15 protein-coding genes are annotated in these 17,491 nt (G+C 68.5%); 8 read left to right on the top strand and 7 right to left on the bottom strand.

The annotated features are described in order from the left end of the window. Positions 1-41: 41 nt before the first annotated feature. Together ACF8NF_RS14450 and ACF8NF_RS14445 are read right to left on the bottom strand one after the other, a co-directional pair. Entirely contained in the window at positions 42-1,205 is a 1,164-nt protein-coding gene (locus ACF8NF_RS14450; protein ID WP_392450760.1) for an ABC transporter substrate-binding protein, read from the bottom strand. A 58-nt stretch (positions 1,206-1,263) separates the two neighbouring features. Then, positions 1,264-2,820: a benzoate-CoA ligase family protein gene (locus ACF8NF_RS14445; RefSeq protein WP_012202016.1), complete on the bottom strand. Its 1,557-nt coding sequence runs from the start codon at positions 2,818-2,820 to the stop codon at positions 1,264-1,266. Positions 2,821-2,994: 174 nt separating this feature from the next. Between ACF8NF_RS14445 and ACF8NF_RS14440 the strand changes: the two genes are divergently transcribed. From ACF8NF_RS14440 to boxA, 4 genes are all read left to right on the top strand, one after another. Continuing rightward, complete coding sequence (locus ACF8NF_RS14440) at positions 2,995-3,909, top strand: helix-turn-helix transcriptional regulator (protein ID WP_013799986.1); 915 nt, start codon at positions 2,995-2,997, stop codon at positions 3,907-3,909. Between the two features lie 194 nt (positions 3,910-4,103). Then, positions 4,104-5,774, top strand: a complete 1,671-nt coding sequence (gene boxC / locus ACF8NF_RS14435) for a 2,3-epoxybenzoyl-CoA dihydrolase (protein ID WP_209801280.1) — start codon at positions 4,104-4,106, stop codon at positions 5,772-5,774. A 38-nt stretch (positions 5,775-5,812) separates the two neighbouring features. Beyond that, complete coding sequence (gene boxB / locus ACF8NF_RS14430; RefSeq protein ID WP_016447312.1) at positions 5,813-7,240, top strand: benzoyl-CoA 2,3-epoxidase subunit BoxB; 1,428 nt, start codon at positions 5,813-5,815, stop codon at positions 7,238-7,240. A 26-nt stretch (positions 7,241-7,266) separates the two neighbouring features. Further along, a complete protein-coding gene (boxA, locus tag ACF8NF_RS14425) occupies positions 7,267-8,598 on the top strand; it encodes a benzoyl-CoA 2,3-epoxidase subunit BoxA (protein WP_016452272.1) in 1,332 nt (443 codons plus the stop codon). Here the strand turns inward: boxA and ACF8NF_RS14420 are convergent. Both ACF8NF_RS14420 and ACF8NF_RS14415 read right to left on the bottom strand, forming a co-directional pair. Beyond that, positions 8,592-9,353, bottom strand: a complete 762-nt coding sequence (locus ACF8NF_RS14420; protein WP_016447310.1) for an aspartate/glutamate racemase family protein — start codon at positions 9,351-9,353, stop codon at positions 8,592-8,594. The two genes, boxA and ACF8NF_RS14420, sit on opposite strands and share 7 nt — an antisense overlap. A gap of 14 nt (positions 9,354-9,367) precedes the next feature. Beyond that, entirely contained in the window at positions 9,368-10,249 is an 882-nt protein-coding gene (locus tag ACF8NF_RS14415; RefSeq protein WP_016447309.1) for an amino acid ABC transporter substrate-binding protein, read from the bottom strand. Positions 10,250-10,471: 222 nt separating this feature from the next. On the opposite strand from ACF8NF_RS14415, the gene ACF8NF_RS14410 reads away from it, so the two are divergent. After that, entirely contained in the window at positions 10,472-11,701 is a 1,230-nt protein-coding gene (locus ACF8NF_RS14410) for a D-amino acid dehydrogenase (protein WP_392450820.1), read from the top strand. A 12-nt stretch (positions 11,702-11,713) separates the two neighbouring features. On the opposite strand, the gene ACF8NF_RS14405 is transcribed toward ACF8NF_RS14410, so the two are convergent. Together ACF8NF_RS14405 and ACF8NF_RS14400 are read right to left on the bottom strand one after the other, a co-directional pair. Further along, positions 11,714-12,619: a LysR substrate-binding domain-containing protein gene (locus ACF8NF_RS14405; protein WP_016452275.1), complete on the bottom strand. Its 906-nt coding sequence runs from the start codon at positions 12,617-12,619 to the stop codon at positions 11,714-11,716. A gap of 18 nt (positions 12,620-12,637) precedes the next feature. Further along, the gene (locus tag ACF8NF_RS14400) at positions 12,638-13,210 is read right to left on the bottom strand and encodes a cob(I)yrinic acid a,c-diamide adenosyltransferase (protein ID WP_392450759.1); all 573 of its coding nucleotides are present in this window, start codon (positions 13,208-13,210) and stop codon (positions 12,638-12,640) included. A gap of 179 nt (positions 13,211-13,389) precedes the next feature. On the opposite strand from ACF8NF_RS14400, the gene ACF8NF_RS14395 reads away from it, so the two are divergent. Together ACF8NF_RS14395 and ACF8NF_RS14390 are read left to right on the top strand one after the other, a co-directional pair. Next, complete coding sequence (locus ACF8NF_RS14395; protein WP_199135710.1) at positions 13,390-13,743, top strand: EF-hand domain-containing protein; 354 nt, start codon at positions 13,390-13,392, stop codon at positions 13,741-13,743. Between the two features lie 81 nt (positions 13,744-13,824). Next, entirely contained in the window at positions 13,825-15,249 is a 1,425-nt protein-coding gene (locus ACF8NF_RS14390) for an FAD-binding oxidoreductase (protein ID WP_013799978.1), read from the top strand. Here the strand turns inward: ACF8NF_RS14390 and ACF8NF_RS14385 are convergent. Beyond that, on the bottom strand, positions 15,239-16,144 hold the full coding sequence (locus tag ACF8NF_RS14385) for a LysR family transcriptional regulator (RefSeq protein WP_017405708.1): 906 nt from the start codon (positions 16,142-16,144) through the stop codon (positions 15,239-15,241). The genes ACF8NF_RS14390 and ACF8NF_RS14385 overlap by 11 nt on opposite strands. Positions 16,145-16,273: 129 nt before the next feature. Between ACF8NF_RS14385 and ACF8NF_RS14380 the strand changes: the two genes are divergently transcribed. Then, positions 16,274-17,482 carry a CaiB/BaiF CoA-transferase family protein gene (locus ACF8NF_RS14380; RefSeq protein WP_012202002.1) on the top strand — a complete coding sequence of 403 codons (1,209 nt, stop codon included), beginning with the start codon at positions 16,274-16,276 and terminating at the stop codon, positions 17,480-17,482. Positions 17,483-17,491 lie beyond the last annotated feature (9 nt).

Raw genomic sequence — 17,491 nt, 5'->3', positions numbered from 1 at the left:
GCGATGTCCGTATGCGTCCGTATATGAGTGCGCCCCGCGCCTCACATGCGGCAGCCGCGGCCGGTATCGCCCAGGGCCTTGATGGCCACGCCCATGCGCTGGTTCTCCTTGCCCACGACCTTGCGCAGGTACATGTCCTGCACGGGGTTGTGCGACTTGCTGATGGTGAAGTCACCGCGCGGGCTGGGGATGGTGGCCTTCTCGATGGCCTGGCGGAACTCGGCCTTCTTCGCGATGTCGCCGCCCGCCGCCTTCAGGCCCACGCCCAGCATCTGGGCGGCGTCGTAGCCCTGCACGGCATACACATCGGGCATCAGCTTGTAGGCCTGGGCATAGGCGGAGCGAAAGCGCCGGTCGCGCTCCGTGCCCAGCTCGTCGGCGTAGTGCAGCGTGGTCAGCACCCCCTGGGCGGCCTCGCCCTGGGCCTCCAGCGTGCCGTCGGTCAGAAAGCCCGAGCCGTACAGCGGGATGGTCTTGTGCAGGCCGGCCGCGTGGTAGTCCTTGACGAACTTGACGGCGCCCGCGCCCGCGAAGAAGGCAAACACCGCATCGGGCCTGGCCGCCGCGATCTCGGTCAGCAGGGCCTGGAACTCCACGTTGGGAAAGGGCACGGTGAGCTGCTTGCTGACCTTGCCGCCCTCCTTCTCGAAGCCTTCCTTGAAGGCATTGGTCATCTCCTCGCCGGCCGCGTATTTCCAGGTGATGGTCATGGCGGTCTTCCTGCCTTCCTGCCTGGCGGCCACCACGCCCATGGGATAGGAGGACTGCCAGTTGGAGAAGGACGAGCGGAAGATGTTGGGCGCGCACATGGCGCCCGTGACCGCATCGGCGCCCGCATTGGGCACGATGAGCACGGTGCCGCTTTCCTTGGCCGCGCGCGCCATGGCCATGGCCACGCCCGAATGCACGGTGCCCACCAGCACATCGACCTTGTCGCGCTTGATCAGGCGGTTGACGTTGTCCGTGGCCTTGGCCGGATCGGACTCGTCATCGACCTTGAAGAACTCGATCTCGCGCCCGCCCAGCCTGCCGCCCTGCTCGTTCACGAACATGCGAAAGCCGTTTTCTATGGCCGAGCCCAGCGCCGCATAGGTGCCGCTGTAAGGCAGCATGAAGCCGACCTTGATCCTGTCCTGCGCATATGCGCCGCAGGACAGGGAGGCCGTCAGGGCGAGGACGGCCCAGTGTTTGCGATCGATGTTCATGCGTGTCTCCTTGTGGTCGATGGGTCTTGCTTTTGTCAGGGGAATCGGAAGGGGCTGTTCAGCCGACGCTGGCCTCGCGTTCACGCAGGCGGAAACGCTGGATCTTTCCGGTGGCGGTCTTGGGAAGTTCGTCCACGAACTCGATGAAGCGCGGGTACTTGTAGGCGGCCAGGCGCTGCTTCACGAAGGCCTTGAGCTCGGCCTCGGTGGCGCTGCAGCCGTCCTTGAGCACGACGAAGGACTTGGTCTTGAGCAGGCCGTCGGCGTCGGTCTTGCCGATCACGGCGGCCTCCAGCACGGCCGGGTGCTGCATCAGCGTGGCCTCGACCTCGAAGGGCGAGACATAGATGCCGCTGACCTTGAGCATGTCGTCGCTGCGCCCGGCATAGGTGTAGTAGCCATCGGCGTCGCGCACGTACTTGTCGCCGCTCTTGAGCCAGCCGCCCTGGAAGGTCTCGCGCGTCTTGTCGCGGTTGCCCCAGTACATGAGGGCGGCGCTGGGCCCCTGGATGAACAGGTCGCCCACCTCGCCATCGGCCACGGGGCGGCCGTCCTCGCCGCGCAGCTCCACGCGGTAGCCGTCCACCGGCTTGCCCGTGGTGCCGTAGCGGATGTCGCCAGGCCGGTTGGACAGGAAGATGTGCAGCATCTCGGTGGAGCCGATGCCGTCCACGATGTCGGCGCCGAAATGCGCCTTGAAGCGCTGGGCGATCTCGGCCGGCAGCGCCTCGCCGGCCGAGGAGCACATGCGCAGGCTGACCTGCTCGCGCGCGGGCAGCAGCGGCGAGGCCAGCATGCCCGCAAAGCCCGTGGGCGCGCCGAAGAACACCGTAGGCCGGTGCTGCACCCAGCGCGCGAAGGTGGCCTCGGGCGTGGGCCGCTCGGCCATCAGCAGCACGGTGGCGCCCACGCTCAGCGGAAAGCTCAGGGCATTGCCCAGGCCGTAGGCGAAGTAGAGCTTGGCGGCGGAAAAGCAGATGTCGCCCTCGCCCAGGCCCAGCACCGGGCCGCCATAGAGTTCGGCCGTCCAGTACGGATTGGCATGCGTGTGGACCGCGCCCTTGGGCTTGCCCGTGGAGCCCGAGGAATACAGCCAGAAGCCCGGGTCATCGCCCAGCGTGGGCGCCGGTGCGGGCAGCGGCGGCTGCGCCGCCAGCCAGGGCTGCAGGGGCGCAAAGCCTGCGGCGCGCGCCGCCGCTTCGTCGCCGGCCACCCAGACATGGCGCACCTCGTTGGGCGCCCGGTCCAGCGCCTGGCGCAGCAGGGGCAGCAGCGCATCGCAGGTCAGCACGGCCTGGGCGCGGCTGTGGCCCAGCATGTAGGCGTAGTCGTCGGCCGTGAGCAAGGTGTTCACCGCCACCGGCACCACGCCCGCATACAGCGCGCCCAGAAAGGCCACGGCCCATTCATGGCGGTCGTGCATGAGCAGCAGCACGCGCTCCTCGCGGTGGATGCCCGCCGCCAGCAGGCCGCTGGCCATGCGCTGCGCCTGCTGCTGCAGCTGGCCGTAGCTCAGCGTGCCGTGGTCGTCGATGTAGGCGATCTTGCCGGGCCGCCCCTCATTGAGCGCGAACAGGTGCGCGGCGAAATTGAAGGGCTGGGTGAAGTCGATCATCGGGGTCTCCTTCGACATCGGGCATCCGGCCCGACTTGTGATCTTCCGCGCAACATGCAATATTGTGCGTGCACCGGAAAGATAGTTAGAACACCACCGAGCGTCAAGCACTATATTGCATGGCTGGTGTTAACCCCGACTGTTTATCATTCACGCCCTCTTCAAGGAAACTCTATGGACCAGTTCGAGACGGCAGCCCAGTCCGCCGGGGCGGCGGATTCCCTCTCAGAAGCCCCCAGGAACCAGGTGCTGCAGGCGCTGGGCGAGCGTGTGCGCAGCCTGCGCTCGCGCCGGGGCATGACGCGGCGCGCCCTGGCGGCGGCGGCCGATGTCTCGGAGCGCCACCTGGCCAACCTCGAATACGGCACGGGCAATGTGTCGGTGCTGGTCCTGCACCATATTGCACAGGCCCTGCAATGCTCCATGGCCGAGCTGCTGGGCGACGTGACCACCACCAGCGCCGAATGGCTGCTGATCCGCGAACTGCTGGAAGGCCGCGATGAAGAGGACCTGCGCCGCGTGCGCCTGGCCGCAGGCGAGCTGCTGGGCACGGCGCCCAGCGACCGCCAGCGCCACACGCGCATCGCCCTGATCGGCCTGCGCGGCGCGGGCAAGTCCACGCTGGGCCGCATGCTGGCCGAGCAGCTGGGCGTGCCCTTCCTCGAACTCAACCAGGAAATCGAGCGCATTGCGGGCTGCAGCGTGCGCGCCATCCACGACCTGTACGGTGCCAACGCCTACCGCCGCTACGAGCGCCGCGCGCTGGAGGAGGCCGTGCAGATCTACAGCGACGTGGTCATCGCCACGCCGGGCGGCATCGTCTCCGACCCAGCCACCTTCAACGAGCTGCTGTCGCACTGCACCACGGTCTGGCTCAAGGCCCAGCCCGAGGAGCACATGGCCCGCGTCGTGGCCCAGGGCGACACCCGCCCCATGGCCGCCAATCCCGAGGCCATGGACGATCTGCGCAGCATCCTCGAAGGCCGCGCCGGCTTCTACGCCAAGGCCGACCATGTGGTGGATACCAGCGGCCAGACGCTGGAGCAGAGCTTCGATCAGTTGAAGGCACTGTTCCTGCCCGCACGCTGAGACGGCGGCAGCAACCCACGGCATCCAGGCCCCAGGCCTGGATTTTTTTCGCCTGTACTGGCTGGTGTTTACCCTGGATATGGCCAAAACACGCACTATCGTGCGTGTTGCTGCGTGCATTTTTGGGATGAATCTGCATAATTGTGCCTGCACCGTATCTGCGACTGCACTATTTTTCATCCAAGAGGCCGTCCATGCACCCGTCCAGCCCCACTGTCGATTACCGCACCGAGCCCGCCCAGTACCGCCACTGGTCGTTCACCGTCGAGGGCGCCATCGCCCGCATGCAGCTGAACATTGCCGAGGACGGCGGCATACGGCCCGGCTACAAGCTCAAGCTCAACAGCTATGACCTGGGCGTGGACATCGAGCTGCACGATGCGCTCAACCGCATCCGTTTCGAGCATCCGCAGGTGCGCACCGTCATCGTCACCAGCGGGCGCGACCGCATCTTCTGCTCGGGCGCCAACATCTTCATGCTGGGCGTGTCCAGCCATGCCTGGAAGGTGAACTTCTGCAAGTTCACGAACGAGACGCGCAACGGCATCGAGGACAGTTCGCGCCACTCGGGCCTGAAGTTCCTGGCCGCCGTCAACGGCGCCTGCGCGGGCGGCGGCTACGAGCTGGCCCTGGCCTGCGACGACATCGTGCTGATCGACGACCGCTCCTCCTCCGTCTCCCTGCCCGAGGTGCCGCTGCTGGGCGTGCTGCCCGGCACGGGCGGCCTCACGCGCGTGACCGACAAGCGCCATGTGCGCCATGACCTGGCTGACATCTTCTGCACCAGCGTGGAAGGCGTGCGCGGCCAGCGCGCCGTGGACTGGCGCCTGGTGGATGCCGTGGCCAAGCCCGCGCAGTTCGAGGCCGTGGTGGCCGAGCGCGCGCAGCGCCTGGCCGAAGGCAGCACGCGCCCCGCCAACGCGCAGGGCATCACGCTCACGCGCCTGGAACGCGAAGCCACGGACGATGCGCTGCACTACCGCCATGTCAGCGTGCAGATCGACCGCGCGCGCCGCAGCGCCACGCTGACCGTGAAGGCGCCCACGCTTGGGCAAGGCCCGCAGCCGGCCACCATCGAAGCCATCGAGCAGGCCGGGGACGCCTGGTGGCCGCTGGCCATGGGCCGCGAGCTGGACGACGCCATCCTGCACCTGCGCACCAACGAGCTGGACGTGGGCACCTGGCTGCTCAAGACCGAAGGCGATGCCGCCGCCGTGCTGGCCGCAGACGCAGCCCTGCTGGCCCACCAGGACCACTGGCTGGCGCGCGAGACGCTGGGCCTGCTGCGCCGCAGCTTTGCGCGGCTGGATGTGTCCTCGCGCACGCTGTTCGCGCTGATCGAGCCCGGCTCCTGCTTCGTGGGCATGCTGGCCGAGCTGGCCTTCGCGGCCGACCGCGCCTACATGCTGGTGCTGCCCGACGACACCGAGCGCGCCCCGCGCATCCAGCTGGACGAATTCAATTTCGGCCTGCTGCCCCTGGTCAACGACCAGTCGCGCCTGCAGCGCCGCTTCTACGAGGAAGCCGCGCCGCTGGAGGCCGCGCGCGCCGCCACGGGCCGCGCGCTGGACGGCGACCAGGCCCTGGCCCTGGGCCTGGTCACGGCCGCGCCCGACGACATCGACTGGGACGACGAAATCCGCATCGCCATGGAAGAGCGCGCCGCCATGTCGCCCGATGCGCTCACGGGCCTGGAAGCCAACCTGCGCTTTGCCAGCCGCGAGAACATGGTCACGCGCATCTTCGGGCGCCTGTCGGCCTGGCAGAACTGGATCTTCAACCGCCCCAATGCCGTGGGCGACAAGGGCGCTCTCAAGCTCTACGGCACGGGCCAGAAGGCCGGCTTCGACTTCAACCGCGTCTGACCGCAGGCACGCCCCGAAACATCCACGGAGACCCCACCATGAGCGCCATCAACTACAGCGAGAAGATCCCCAACAACGTCAACCTCGGCGAAGACCGCACCCTGCAGCGCGCGCTGGAGAGCTGGCAGCCCAACTTCCTGAACTGGTGGGGCGACGTGGGCCCCGAAGGCTCCACCGACTACGACGTCTACCTGCGCACCGCCATCAGCGTGGACCCGCAGGGCTGGGCCCAGTTCGGCCACGTGAAGATGCGCGACTACCGCTGGGGCATCTTCCTGAACCCGGCCGAGGCCGACCGCAGCATCCACTTCGGCGACCACCTGGGCGAGAAGGCCTGGCAGGACGTGCCCGGCGAGCACCGCGCCAACCTGCGCCGCATCATCGTCACCCAGGGCGACACCGAGCCCGCCTCGGTGGAGCAGCAGCGCCACCTGGGCCTGACCGCGCCGTCCATGTACGACCTGCGCAACCTGTTCCAGGTCAACGTGGAGGAAGGCCGCCACCTGTGGGCCATGGTCTACCTGCTGCACAAGCACTTCGGCCGCGACGGCCGCGAGGAGGCCGAGGCCCTGCTGGAGCGCCAGTCCGGCGACGAGAACAACCCGCGCATCCTGGGCGCCTTCAACGAGAAGACGCCCGACTGGCTGTCCTTCTTCATGTTCACCTACTTCACCGACCGCGACGGCAAGTTCCAGCTGGCCGCGCTGGCCGAAAGCGCCTTCGACCCGCTGGCGCGCACCACCAAGTTCATGCTGACCGAGGAGGCCCACCACATGTTCGTGGGCGAGTCCGGTGTCTCGCGCGTGCTGCAGCGCACCTGCCAGGTCATGAACGAGCTGCGCACCGACGACGTGGGCCGCCTGCGCGCGGCCGGCGTGATCGACCTGCCCACGCTGCAGCGCTACCTGAACTTCCACTACAGCGTGACCATCGACCTGTTCGGCGCCGACCAGTCCAGCAATGCCGCCACCTTCTACAGCAGCGGCCTCAAGGGCCGCTACGAGGAAGGCAAGCGCGCGGACGACCACCGGCTGCACGACCAGCACTACAAGGTGCTGGAGGTCGTGGACGGCAGGCTGCAGGAAAAGGAAGTGCCCATGCTCAACGCGCTCAACGAGGTGCTGCGCGACGACTACATCAAGGACTCCAACGCGGGCGTGGGCCGCTGGAACAAGGTCATGGAAAAGGCCGGCATCGATTTCCGCCTCACCGTGCCGCACAAGGCCTTCAACCGCCAGATCGGCGCGCTGGCAGGCGTGCGCATGAGCCCCGACGGCCGCGTGGTCAGCGAGCAGGAATGGCGCATGCGCGAGGGCGAATGGCTGCCCTCGGACGCCGACCGCGCCTTCGTCGCCTCGCTCATGGGCCGCTGCGTGGAGCCGGGCCAGTTCGCGGGCTGGATCGCGCCGCCGGTCATGGGCATCAACCGCCAGCCCGTGGATTTCGAATACGTGCGCTTCAACTGAAGCGCCGCGCCAGCAGGGAGTCGCCCATGACAGTCGCCTTGGTAGAACACGGCATCCTCACCCAGCACCTGATCGACCCGGAGATCTGCATCCGCTGCAACACCTGCGAGGCCACCTGCCCCGTGGGCGCCATCACGCACGATGACCGCAACTACGTGGTACAGGCCGAGCAGTGCAACGGCTGCATGGACTGCGTCTCGCCCTGCCCCACGGGCGCCATCGACAACTGGCGCAAGGTGCCGCTGGCAAGCGCCTATCCCGTGGCCGAGCAGCTGCTCTGGGACGAGCTGCCCGAGGAGCTGCCGCCTGAGGCGCTGGTCCAGGCACTGGCCCAGGCGCAGGACACAGGGGACGCACCTGCCGGCGAGGACCTGAGCCAGGCCCAGGCCGTGATCGCGGCGGCCGCCACGCGCGGTGCGGATGCGGCCCGGCCCGATGACCAGGCCGATACCCAGGTGTTGCGCAGCGCCAGCTACGGCGCCACCGTGCCGCCCTGGTCGGCCGCCCATCCGTACACCAACCTGCATGGCCCCAGGAGCCCCGTCACGGCCACCGTGGTCGGCAACCTCAACTGCACGGAGGCGGGCTTCGACAGCGAGACCCACCACATCGTGCTGGACTTCGGCAGCCAGCCGTTCCCCGTGCTCGAAGGCCAGTCCATCGCCGTCATCGCGCCCGGCACCGACGCCCAGGGCCGCCCGCATGTGGCGCGCCAGTACTCGGTGGCCAGTGCGCGCAATGGCGAGCGGCCCGGCTACAACAACCTGGCGCTGACCGTGAAACGCGTCACCCAGGACCACCAGGGCCGCCCCGTGCGCGGCGTGGCCAGCAACTACCTGTGCGACGCACGCATCGGCGACAGGGTCCAGGTCATAGGCCCGTTCGGCCAGTCGTTCCTGATGCCCAACCATCCCCGCTCGCACATCGTGATGATCTGCACGGGCACGGGCAGCGCCCCCATGCGCGCCATGACCGAATGGCGCAGGCGGCTGCGCAAGAGCGGCAGGTTCGAGGGCGGCAAGCTCATGCTGTTCTTCGGCGCACGCACGCCGCAGGAGCTGCCCTACTTCGGCCCGCTGCAAAGCCTGCCGCGCGACTTCATCGACAACAACCTGGCCTTCTCGCGCGTGGCCGGCCAGCCCCGGCGCTACGTGCAGGACCTGCTGCGCGAACGTGCGGCCGACCTGGCAGCCCTGCTGCGCGACGACAACGCGCACTTCTACGTCTGCGGGCTCAAGAGCATGGAGGAAGGCGTGGTGCTGGCACTGCGCGACGTGGCGCAGCAATCGGGACTGGACTGGGAGCAGGTGGGCGCGCGCCTCAAGCGCGAAGGCCGGCTGCATCTGGAGACTTATTGAATCGCCACAGGCCCATACGCATCGCCGGCCAGGGCCTGGGCCAGTATCCAGGCAGGGTCCACCAGCTCGGCACCGCGCGCCAGCGGCGACTGCGGCAGGGCCAGCGGGATCTCGGTGCAGCCCATGATCACGGGCACATCGCCATGGCGCTGCAGCAGCGGGGCCAGCACCTCGCCGAAGCAGCGCGCGGCCAGGTCCATGTCGCCCTGCTTGACGCCGTCGTAGATGCCCTGCATGAGCCGCGCGCGGCCCTGCGCATCGGGCTGCAGCGCGGTGATGCCGCACTCGGCCAGTGCCGCGTCGTACAGGCCGCTGTCATAGGTGCCCTGCGTGGCCAGCACGATGGCCTGCTGCGCGCCGCCGGCCTGCAGGTGCAGGGCGGCCTGGCGCGCGATGTGCAGCACATGCAGCTGCGGAAAAAGCGCCTGCAGCTGCCCATGCCAGGCATGGGCCGTGTTGCAGGCCAGGGCCACGCTGCGCACGCCCAGCGCCGCCATGCGGCCCACGCCCTGCAGCAGGTGCTGGGCCGGCCCCGTGGGCGACTGCGGGTCCGCGCGCAGCGCCGCGCTGCGGTCGGGCATGGGCAGCTGCACCAGCCAGTGCTCGGGATAGGCCTGGTCATGCACGGGCAGGCCCTGCTGCTGCAGGTGCGCCGTGCAGGCCTGCACGAACAGGCGCACGAAATCCGCGCCTGCGGCCGGACCCATGCCCCCGAGAATGCCCACCGCGCGCGGGGGCTGAAGCTGCTGCTGCATGCTGCGATCCGAAGTCAAAAAGCGGGTTTGTCGCTGAGGTCCTGCAGGTTTTTCTGCAATTGCTCGCTCATCGGCAGGCCCAGGGCCACGTTCCTCGGGGCAATGGGCTGCATGAACCACTTGTCATACAGCCTGGCGAACGCGCCCGACTTCATCATGTCGCCGATCACGCCATCGACCAGCTGCTTGAACTGGGCATCGTCCTTGCGCAGCATGCAGGCATAGGGCTCGACCTGCAGCGAGTCGGCCACCACCTCGAAGTCCCCGGGGTTCTTGGCCGTGGGGATCAGGCCGAAGAGCAGGATGTCGTCCATGCCGAAGGCCGCGGCGCGGTCGTTCTCCACCAGCAGGAAGCCGTCCGCATGGTCCTTGGCCATGACGATGTTCATGCCCCAGGCCTTGTCGGCATTGGCCTTGCGCAGCACCTGCAGGTTGGTGGTTCCCGTGGTGATGGCCACGGTCTTGTCCTTGAGGTCGGCGTAGTTTTTGATGCCCGAACTCTTCTTCACCAACAGCCGCGTGCCCGTGTAGAAATGGTTGATGGCAAAGGCCACCTCCTTGCCGCGCACCGTGTTGTTGGTGGTAGAGCCGCATTCCAGGTCGATGGTGCCGTTGGCCAGCAGCGGCATGCGGTTCTGCGAGGTCACGGCCTGCCACTGCACCTTCAGATCGGGTCGGTTCACCGCCTTCTTCACGGCCTCGGCCACGGCCTGGGACATCTCCACCGTCATGCCGATGGGCTTGCCGTTGTCCAGGTAGCTGAAGGGCACGGAGGACTCGCGGTAGGCCAGCGTGATGCGGCCGCTGTCGCGCACCTTGGCCAGCGTGTCGGCATGGGCCGCAGCCAGGCCTCCCAGGGCCAGGGCCGCGCACAGCGCGGTGGTGTGAAGTTGCATGCTTGTCTCCTCGTCTTTGGTGGATGTGCGGCCAGTGTAGGAAGGGCGGCGGCCTTTGCGGAATGACAATATCGGGCCGGTCCATGCCCGCCGGTTATGGGCTGTCGCCCTGCCCTGAGCAGCAGCCCCCGGCCATAACCTGCGTGCATGGCCCGTGTGCCAAATGCCATGGCCCAGCCTGCCGCGCGCGGCCTACAGTGCGGCTGCATGGAGAAACGATCAATGCATGTCTGCATCGTGGGCGCCGGCATCGTCGGCCTGGCAACGGCCTGGGCGCTGCAGCGGGCCGGCCATCGCATTACCGTACTGGACCGCGCACCGGGCCCCGCCCAGGGCGCCAGCGGCGGCAATGGCGCGCAGCTGAGCTATTCCTACGTGCAGCCGCTGGCCGATCCCGGCATCTGGAAGATGCTCCCCCGCCTGCTGCTGCAAAAGGATTCGCCGCTGGCCTTCCGCCTGCGCGCCGACCCCGCGCAATGGGCCTGGGGACTGCGCTTTCTGGGCGCCTGCAATGCCCATGCCTCGGCCGAAGGCACGCGCGCCCTGCTGGCCCTGGCCGCCGAAAGCCGCCAGGCCTTCGAGTCGCTCCAGGCCGACGAAGCACTGGCCTGCGACCTGCACACGCCGGGCAAGCTGGTGCTCTACCCCACCCAGCAGGCGCTGGATGCCGCCGCGCAGCAGGTGGCACTGCAGGCGGGCCTGGGCGGCGCGCCGCAGCGCATCGTCAACGCCGCCGAAGTGGCGCGCATCGAACCCGCGCTCGCCCGCTACGCGCAACGTATTGCAGGCGCCGTGCACACGCCCAGCGAGGCCGCAGCCGACTGCCGCCTGCTGTGCGAGCAACTGGCCGCCCGGCTCACCGCACGCGGCGCCGAACTGCGCTACGGCGTGGAGCTGCAGGGCTTCGAGCGCGAGGGCGACGCCATCACCGGCCTGCGCACCGCCGCAGGCCCACTGCCGCTGCGCGCCGACCACTACGTGCTGGCCAGCGGCTGGGAAAGCGCGGTCCACGCGCGCCAGCTGGGCCTGCGCATTCCCGTCTATCCGCTCAAGGGCTACAGCATCACCGCCGATGCCGCCGCGCAGCTGCCGCACGCCGCGCCCCGGGTCAGCGTCACCGACACCGCACGCAAGGTCGTCTTCGCACGCATCGGCGAACGCCTGCGCGTGGCCGGCATGGTGGAGATCGTGGGCCGGGACACGCGCACCGACCCGCGCCGCATCGCCAGCCTGCGCCGCTCCACGCAGGAGGTCTTCGCCGACCTGCCGCTGGACGGCAACCTCCACCCCTGGACCGGCATGCGCCCCGCCACACCCACCGGCCTGCCCCTCACCGGCCGCCAGCGCGGCGGTCCGCGCAACCTGTGGCTGCAGACGGGGCACGGCGCGCTGGGGCTGACGCTGGCGTTCGGTTCGGCGCAGAGGCTGGTGGGGCAGTTGGAGGAGGCCTGAAACCCGCAGGCCTCAACCAGCCAGCAACTCGCGCAAGGCCTTGCGCATTTCCTCAGTCATTGCCCGCGCCAGCACCGACCCCGGCCGCTGGGGCAGGCTCAGGGCATTCACACCCACCGTGATGCGCGGCAGCAGGGGGACAACATGGACCTTGCGGCGGTCGGCGGCCAGGGCGGTGCAGCCGTCCATGATGGCGGCGCCCAGGCCGTACTCGGCCATGGACAGGGCCGCGTGGTAGGTCTGCACGGTGACCACGGGCGACAGGCCCACGCCGTGCTCGCGGCAGGCCTGGCCCAGGCGCATGCCCAGCGGGTCGCGCGCATCGAGAGCGACCACGGGCAGCTCGGCCAGGTCCTTGAGCTCCATCCCCTCTTCGCGCACGCGCGAGGGCGGCAGCAGGCCCTTGGGCAGCACGCAGAACATGTCCACCTCGGCCAGCAGCTCATGCTCCAGCGCGGGCTGGCCCACGGAGCTGATGACGAAGCCCACGTCGGCCTCCTGCAGCAGCAGGGCCGAGACCACCTGGGGCGTGTGCAGTGCCTGCACATGGACCTGCACCTGCGGGTGGCGGCGCCGAAAGCCGGCCACGGCGCGCGGCAGCACCTCGCGGCTGAGCGCGAAGACGGTGAGCACGGTGAGCCGGTCCGCTGCCCGGCCATGGCGCAGGTTGTCGGCCAGACGCTGGACCTCGTCGAGCTGCTCGAACAGCTTCTCGATGTGGGGGAACAGCGCCAGCGCCTCATTGGTGGGCGTGAGCCGCCCGCGTGCGCGCTGGAACAGCGCAAAGCCCAGCTGCAGCTCAGCGTGCTGCAGGGTGCGGCTGACGGCCGGCTGGGTGATGTTGATCAGCCGTGCGGCAGCGCTGACGCTGCCGGTCTGCATGACGGCATTGAAGACCTCGATGTGGCGCAGGCGCATGGGCCGTCCTCAGCACGGTCACTCTTGAGCGGACTGCGCGCGCGCCAGCCGCTCGCTTTTCCAGTACAGGTCGTCGCCGCCATCCATGCGGTTGAGCACGCGTGCCAGCACGAACAGCAGGTCGGACAGGCGGTTCAGGTATTGGCGCGGCGCGGGCCGCATGGCCTCGCCCTGCTCCAGCGCCACCACCATGCGCTCGGCACGGCGCGCCACCGTGCGGCAGACATGGGCCTGGGCCGCTGCGCGGCTGCCGGCCGGCAGGATGAATTCCTGCAGCCGGGGCAGCTGCGCGTTGTAGTGGGCCAGCGCTTCATCGAGCTGCAGCAGGGCGTCGTCCTTGAGCAGTTCATAGCCGGGAATGGACAGCTCGCCGCCGAGGTTGAACAGCTGGTGCTGCACATCGACCAGCAGCTCGCGCACGTCGTCGGGCAGGGCCTCGCACAGCAGCAGGCCGATGTGGGAATTGAGCTCGTCCACATCGCCCATGGCGTGCGGGCGGCCGCTGTTCTTGGAGACGCGCGTGTTGTCGCCCAGGCCCGTGCTGCCGTCGTCTCCGGTGCGCGTGGCGATCTGTGTCAAACGGTTGCCCATGGGGTTCTCCTTGGCGATGCGGGGTGAAAAACAGGACCCGTGACGGCCCATCACCTGATTGTGCGTTACAGCCGGCACGCAAATGTTGTAGCAGGCAACAGCCGGCAAAAGTGCTGGCCCTGCTGCGCTGCAACAGGTGGAATGCAGTCATGTTCCACGTTCGACAAGGAGTTCGACACATGACCTCTCAACTGCGCAAAGTCTCCGGTTTTGAAATCCGCAGCGTGATGTTGTTCGCGGCCATTTCGCTGGGTAGCGTTGCTGCCATGGCGCAGACACAGGCGCCTGCCGCGCCCGCATCTTCCGCAGCCCAGATGGGACCTGCCGCTGGCGTGCAAAGTGCCCCCGCCCCGGCTGGTGCCAACGACGTCCAGGCCGCATTCGACCGCGCCGACACCAACCGGGACGGCAAGCTGAGCAAGAAGGAGGCCGAGGCCCTGCCCGCCGTGAGCAGCAATTTCGCGCAGATCGATGCCGACAAGAACGGATCGCTGTCGCGCGATGAATTCAGCAAGGCTGTCCAGCCGCGCTGACACCCGGATGCCTGGCGGCTGACCACACGGTTGGGCGACAGGGCCGGTGGTATTCTTTCCGGTTCCCCCTGGAGAACACCGATGAACGCCCCTGTCGCCCCCGTCCGCCTGCAGCCTGACTTCGCTCAGCGCCCCATCCCCGAAGCCTTTCTCCAAGCCCTGGCCCAGCGTTTCGGCGCCCAGTGCTCCACGGCTTTGGCGGTGCGCGAACAGCACGGCCGCGACGAGGGCGCCATCCAGGCGCCCCCGCCTGCGGCCGTGGTCTTCGCCGAAAGCACGCAGGACGTGCAGGACGCGCTGAAGCTGGCCGACCAGCATGCCGTGCCGGTCATCCCCTACGGTGCTGGCTCCTCGCTCGAAGGCCATCTGCTGGCCGTCGAGGGCGGCATCAGCCTGGACCTGAGCCGCATGAACCGCATTCTCTCGGTCAACACCGAGGACCTGACGGTCACCGTGCAGCCCGGCATCACGCGCAAGCAGCTCAACGATGCCATCAAGGACACGGGCTTCTTCTTCCCCATCGATCCCGGCGCCGATGCCTCCATCGGCGGCATGACCGCCACGCGCGCCAGCGGCACCAATGCCGTGCGCTACGGCACCATGCGCGAGAACGTGCTGGCGCTGGAACTGGTCACGGCCAGCGGCGAGCTGATGCGCACCGGCACGCGCGCCAAGAAAAGCAGCGCGGGCTACGACCTCACGCGCCTGATCGTGGGCAGCGAAGGCACGCTGGGCGTGGTCACCGAGATCACGGTGCGCCTGTACCCGCTGCCCGAGGCCGTGAGCGCGGCCATCTGCTCCTTCCCCAGCATCGAGGCCGCCGTGCGCACGGTGATCCAGACCATCCAGATGGGCGTGCCGATTGCCCGCGTGGAGCTGGTGGACGTGAACTCGGTGCGCATGGTCAATGCCTACAGCAAGCTCACGCTGCGCGAGGAGCCCATGCTGCTGATGGAGTTCCACGGCTCGCCCACGGGCGTGAAGGAGCAGGCCGAGATGGTGCAGGACATTGCGGGCGAGTTCGGTGGCAACGCCTTCGAATGGGCCGAGCGTCCCGAGGACCGCACGCGATTGTTCACGGCCCGCCACAACGCCTATTTCGCAGCCGTCTCCAGCCGCCCCGGCTGCCGCTGCATTACCACCGACGCCTGCGTGCCCATCAGCCGCCTGGCCGATGCGCTGCTGGACTCGGTGCGCGAGGCCGACGACAGCGGCATTCCCTACTTCCTCGTCGGCCACGTGGGCGACGGCAACTTCCACTTCGGCTACCTGATCGACCCGGACAACGAGGATGAGCGCTCGCGCGCCGAGCAGCTCAACCACCAGCTGGTGTCGCGCTCCATTGCGCTGGGCGGCACCTGCACGGGCGAGCATGGCGTGGGCATCCACAAGATGGATTTCCTGCGCGAGGAAGCCGGCGACGGCGCGGTGCAGATGATGCGCTCCATCAAGCAGGCGCTGGACCCGAAGAACATCCTGAATCCCGGGAAAATCTTCAGCCTCTGAGTCCCTCCGCCTCGGCTTTCTCGCGCAGGAAGTCGATCAGCGTGGTGATGGCCCGCGTCTGGTAGTGGGACGGCATGTACAGCAGGTATTGGCGCGTGGCCAGAAAGTCCAGGCTGCCCGGCGGCAGCGGCAGGCGCTCAAGCGCGCCGCTGGCCAGTTCGGCCGCCACCATGTAGCGCGGCACCACGGCCACGCCCAGGCCCTGCAGCACGGCATCGCGCAGGAAGTGGAAGTTGGGCGACATCAGGCGCGGGCGTATGCGCAGCTCGGTGGGCCGGGCGCCGTTCATGCCGGCCGTGCGCAGCTTCTGGCCCGTGAGCGCCGAGGTGATCAGCGGCACGCGCTTGAGCGCCAGCAGCGAGTCGGGGTGGCCATGCTGCGCCAGGAACTGCGGCGTGGCGCAGGCCTCGTAGAGCACATCGCCGAGCTTGCAGGCCACCAGGCTTTCGGGCGGCTCGGTCATCACGCGCACGGCGAAGTCCACCGCGCCCTGCATCAGGTCCTCGATGTCGTTGTCGAAGATCACCTCCAGCGTGATGCCCGGATGCATGCGCATGAACTCCGTCAGCCAGCCCGACATCTGCAGCTGGCCGTAGCCGCTGGGCACGCTCAGCCGCACGGTGCCCTGCAGGCTCTGGCCCAGGCTGTCCACCGACTCGTCCGCCGCCATGGCTTCCTGGCGTATCGCGCGTCCATGCGCGTACAGGCGCAGGCCCAGCTCGGTGGGCTCGACCTGGCGCGTGGTGCGGCGCAGCAGCTGCTGGCCGATCTGGCGCTCGAACTGGTTGAGCCGGTGGCTGACGTTGGCGCGGCTCATGCCCAGGCGCACGGCGGCGCGGCTCAGGTTGCCGGCTTCGATGATGTCCACCAGCAGGGACAGTCCGCCCAGATCCATTGTCAAACCTCAGTACACACAATGTCCATTTTTTAGCACGATTGTCAAAGTCAATAAACGAATGAAGAATGCGGGCCTGCCCGGGCATCACCGGCCCGTTGCGGTTTTCGTGGTTCGACAAGGTTTCGCATGAGTGCTCTCCCCTCTTCCCTGCCGCTGGACGGCGTGCGCGTCCTGGATCTTTCGCGCGTGCTGGCCGGCCCCATGTGCGCCATGGCGCTGGCCGACCTGGGTGCCGATGTCGTCAAGGTCGAGCACCCGGGCCGCGGCGACGACACGCGCGACTGGGGCGTGCGCGTGGGCCAGCGCAACACCTCCTACTTCAACAGCGCCAACCGCAACAAGCGCTCGGTCACGCTGGACCTGCAGGCCGAAGAGGGCCTGCGCATCGCACGCGAGCTGGCGGCCGACAGCGACGTGGTCATCCAGAACTTCAAGGTCGGCGGCGCCGAGAAGCTGGGGCTGGGCTACGAGCAGCTGTCGCAGCTGAACCCGCGCCTGGTGTACTGCTCCATCTCGGGCTACTCGCGCAGCGGCCCCGAGGCCACGCGGCCCGGCTACGACCTGGTGGTGCAGGGCGAGTCCGGCATCATGGCCATGAACGGCGAGCAGGGCCAGGGTCCGCTGAAGTTCGGCGTGGCCGCCGTGGACATGTTCACGGGCATGTACTCGGCCCAGGCCATCCTGGCCGCGCTCTACGAGCGCGAGCGCAGCGGGCGCGGCCGCCATGTGCAGATGGCCCTGTACGACTGCGGCCTGATGATCACCAGCTACTACGGCATGGAGGCCTTGCTCAAGGCCGGCGACCCGCCCAAGTTCGGCAACGCCCATCCGTCCATCGTGCCCTACGGCGTGTTCGAGGCGGCCGACGGCCCGCTGGTCATCACCGTGGGCAACAACGGCCAGTTCCAGCGCTTTTGCACCGACGTCATCGCCAAGCCCGAGTGGGCCGCCGACGAGCGCTTTGCCACCAATACCGCACGCTCGGCAAACCGCGAGCTGCTGATGCCGCTGGTGCAGGCCGAGCTGCTGCGCTTCACGCGCGCCCAATTGCTCGAATGCCTGACGGCCGCGCAGATTCCCTGCGGCGAGGTGCTGGGCCTGTTCGAGGCCCTGAACTCGCAGCGCACGGCCGACGCCGGCCTGCTGCACCGCTTCGAGGACAGCGAGGCCGGCAGCCAGTCCGTGCTGGCCCCGCCCTATGCGCTGGACGGCCAGCGCCTGCCCGTGCGCCGCCCGCCGCCGCACCAGGGCGAACACACCGACGAGGTGCTGCAGCAGCGCCTGGGCCTGGACGAACAGGCCCGCGCCGCGCTGCGCGCCAAAAACATCATCTGAGAGCGCGCA

It is taken from the genome of Delftia sp. WSY_22, from assembly GCF_043104185.1.
GTDB lineage: Bacteria > Pseudomonadota > Gammaproteobacteria > Burkholderiales > Burkholderiaceae_C > Comamonas > Comamonas tsuruhatensis.
The sequence above is the reverse complement of the archived record's forward strand: the minus strand, read 5'-3'. Positions and strand labels throughout refer to the sequence as shown.

Coding starts and splice junctions, on each gene's coding strand:
- ACF8NF_RS14450 (WP_392450760.1), bottom strand. CDS start 1,205: ATGAACATCGATCGCAAACACTGGGCCGTCCTCGCCCTGACGGCCTCC.
- ACF8NF_RS14445 (WP_012202016.1), bottom strand. CDS start 2,820: ATGATCGACTTCACCCAGCCCTTCAATTTCGCCGCGCACCTGTTCGCG.
- ACF8NF_RS14440 (WP_013799986.1), top strand. CDS start 2,995: ATGGACCAGTTCGAGACGGCAGCCCAGTCCGCCGGGGCGGCGGATTCC.
- boxC (WP_209801280.1), top strand. CDS start 4,104: ATGCACCCGTCCAGCCCCACTGTCGATTACCGCACCGAGCCCGCCCAG.
- boxB (WP_016447312.1), top strand. CDS start 5,813: ATGAGCGCCATCAACTACAGCGAGAAGATCCCCAACAACGTCAACCTC.
- boxA (WP_016452272.1), top strand. CDS start 7,267: ATGACAGTCGCCTTGGTAGAACACGGCATCCTCACCCAGCACCTGATC.
- ACF8NF_RS14420 (WP_016447310.1), bottom strand. CDS start 9,353: ATGCAGCAGCAGCTTCAGCCCCCGCGCGCGGTGGGCATTCTCGGGGGC.
- ACF8NF_RS14415 (WP_016447309.1), bottom strand. CDS start 10,249: ATGCAACTTCACACCACCGCGCTGTGCGCGGCCCTGGCCCTGGGAGGC.
- ACF8NF_RS14410 (WP_392450820.1), top strand. CDS start 10,472: ATGCATGTCTGCATCGTGGGCGCCGGCATCGTCGGCCTGGCAACGGCC.
- ACF8NF_RS14405 (WP_016452275.1), bottom strand. CDS start 12,619: ATGCGCCTGCGCCACATCGAGGTCTTCAATGCCGTCATGCAGACCGGC.
- ACF8NF_RS14400 (WP_392450759.1), bottom strand. CDS start 13,210: ATGGGCAACCGTTTGACACAGATCGCCACGCGCACCGGAGACGACGGC.
- ACF8NF_RS14395 (WP_199135710.1), top strand. CDS start 13,390: ATGACCTCTCAACTGCGCAAAGTCTCCGGTTTTGAAATCCGCAGCGTG.
- ACF8NF_RS14390 (WP_013799978.1), top strand. CDS start 13,825: ATGAACGCCCCTGTCGCCCCCGTCCGCCTGCAGCCTGACTTCGCTCAG.
- ACF8NF_RS14385 (WP_017405708.1), bottom strand. CDS start 16,144: ATGGATCTGGGCGGACTGTCCCTGCTGGTGGACATCATCGAAGCCGGC.
- ACF8NF_RS14380 (WP_012202002.1), top strand. CDS start 16,274: ATGAGTGCTCTCCCCTCTTCCCTGCCGCTGGACGGCGTGCGCGTCCTG.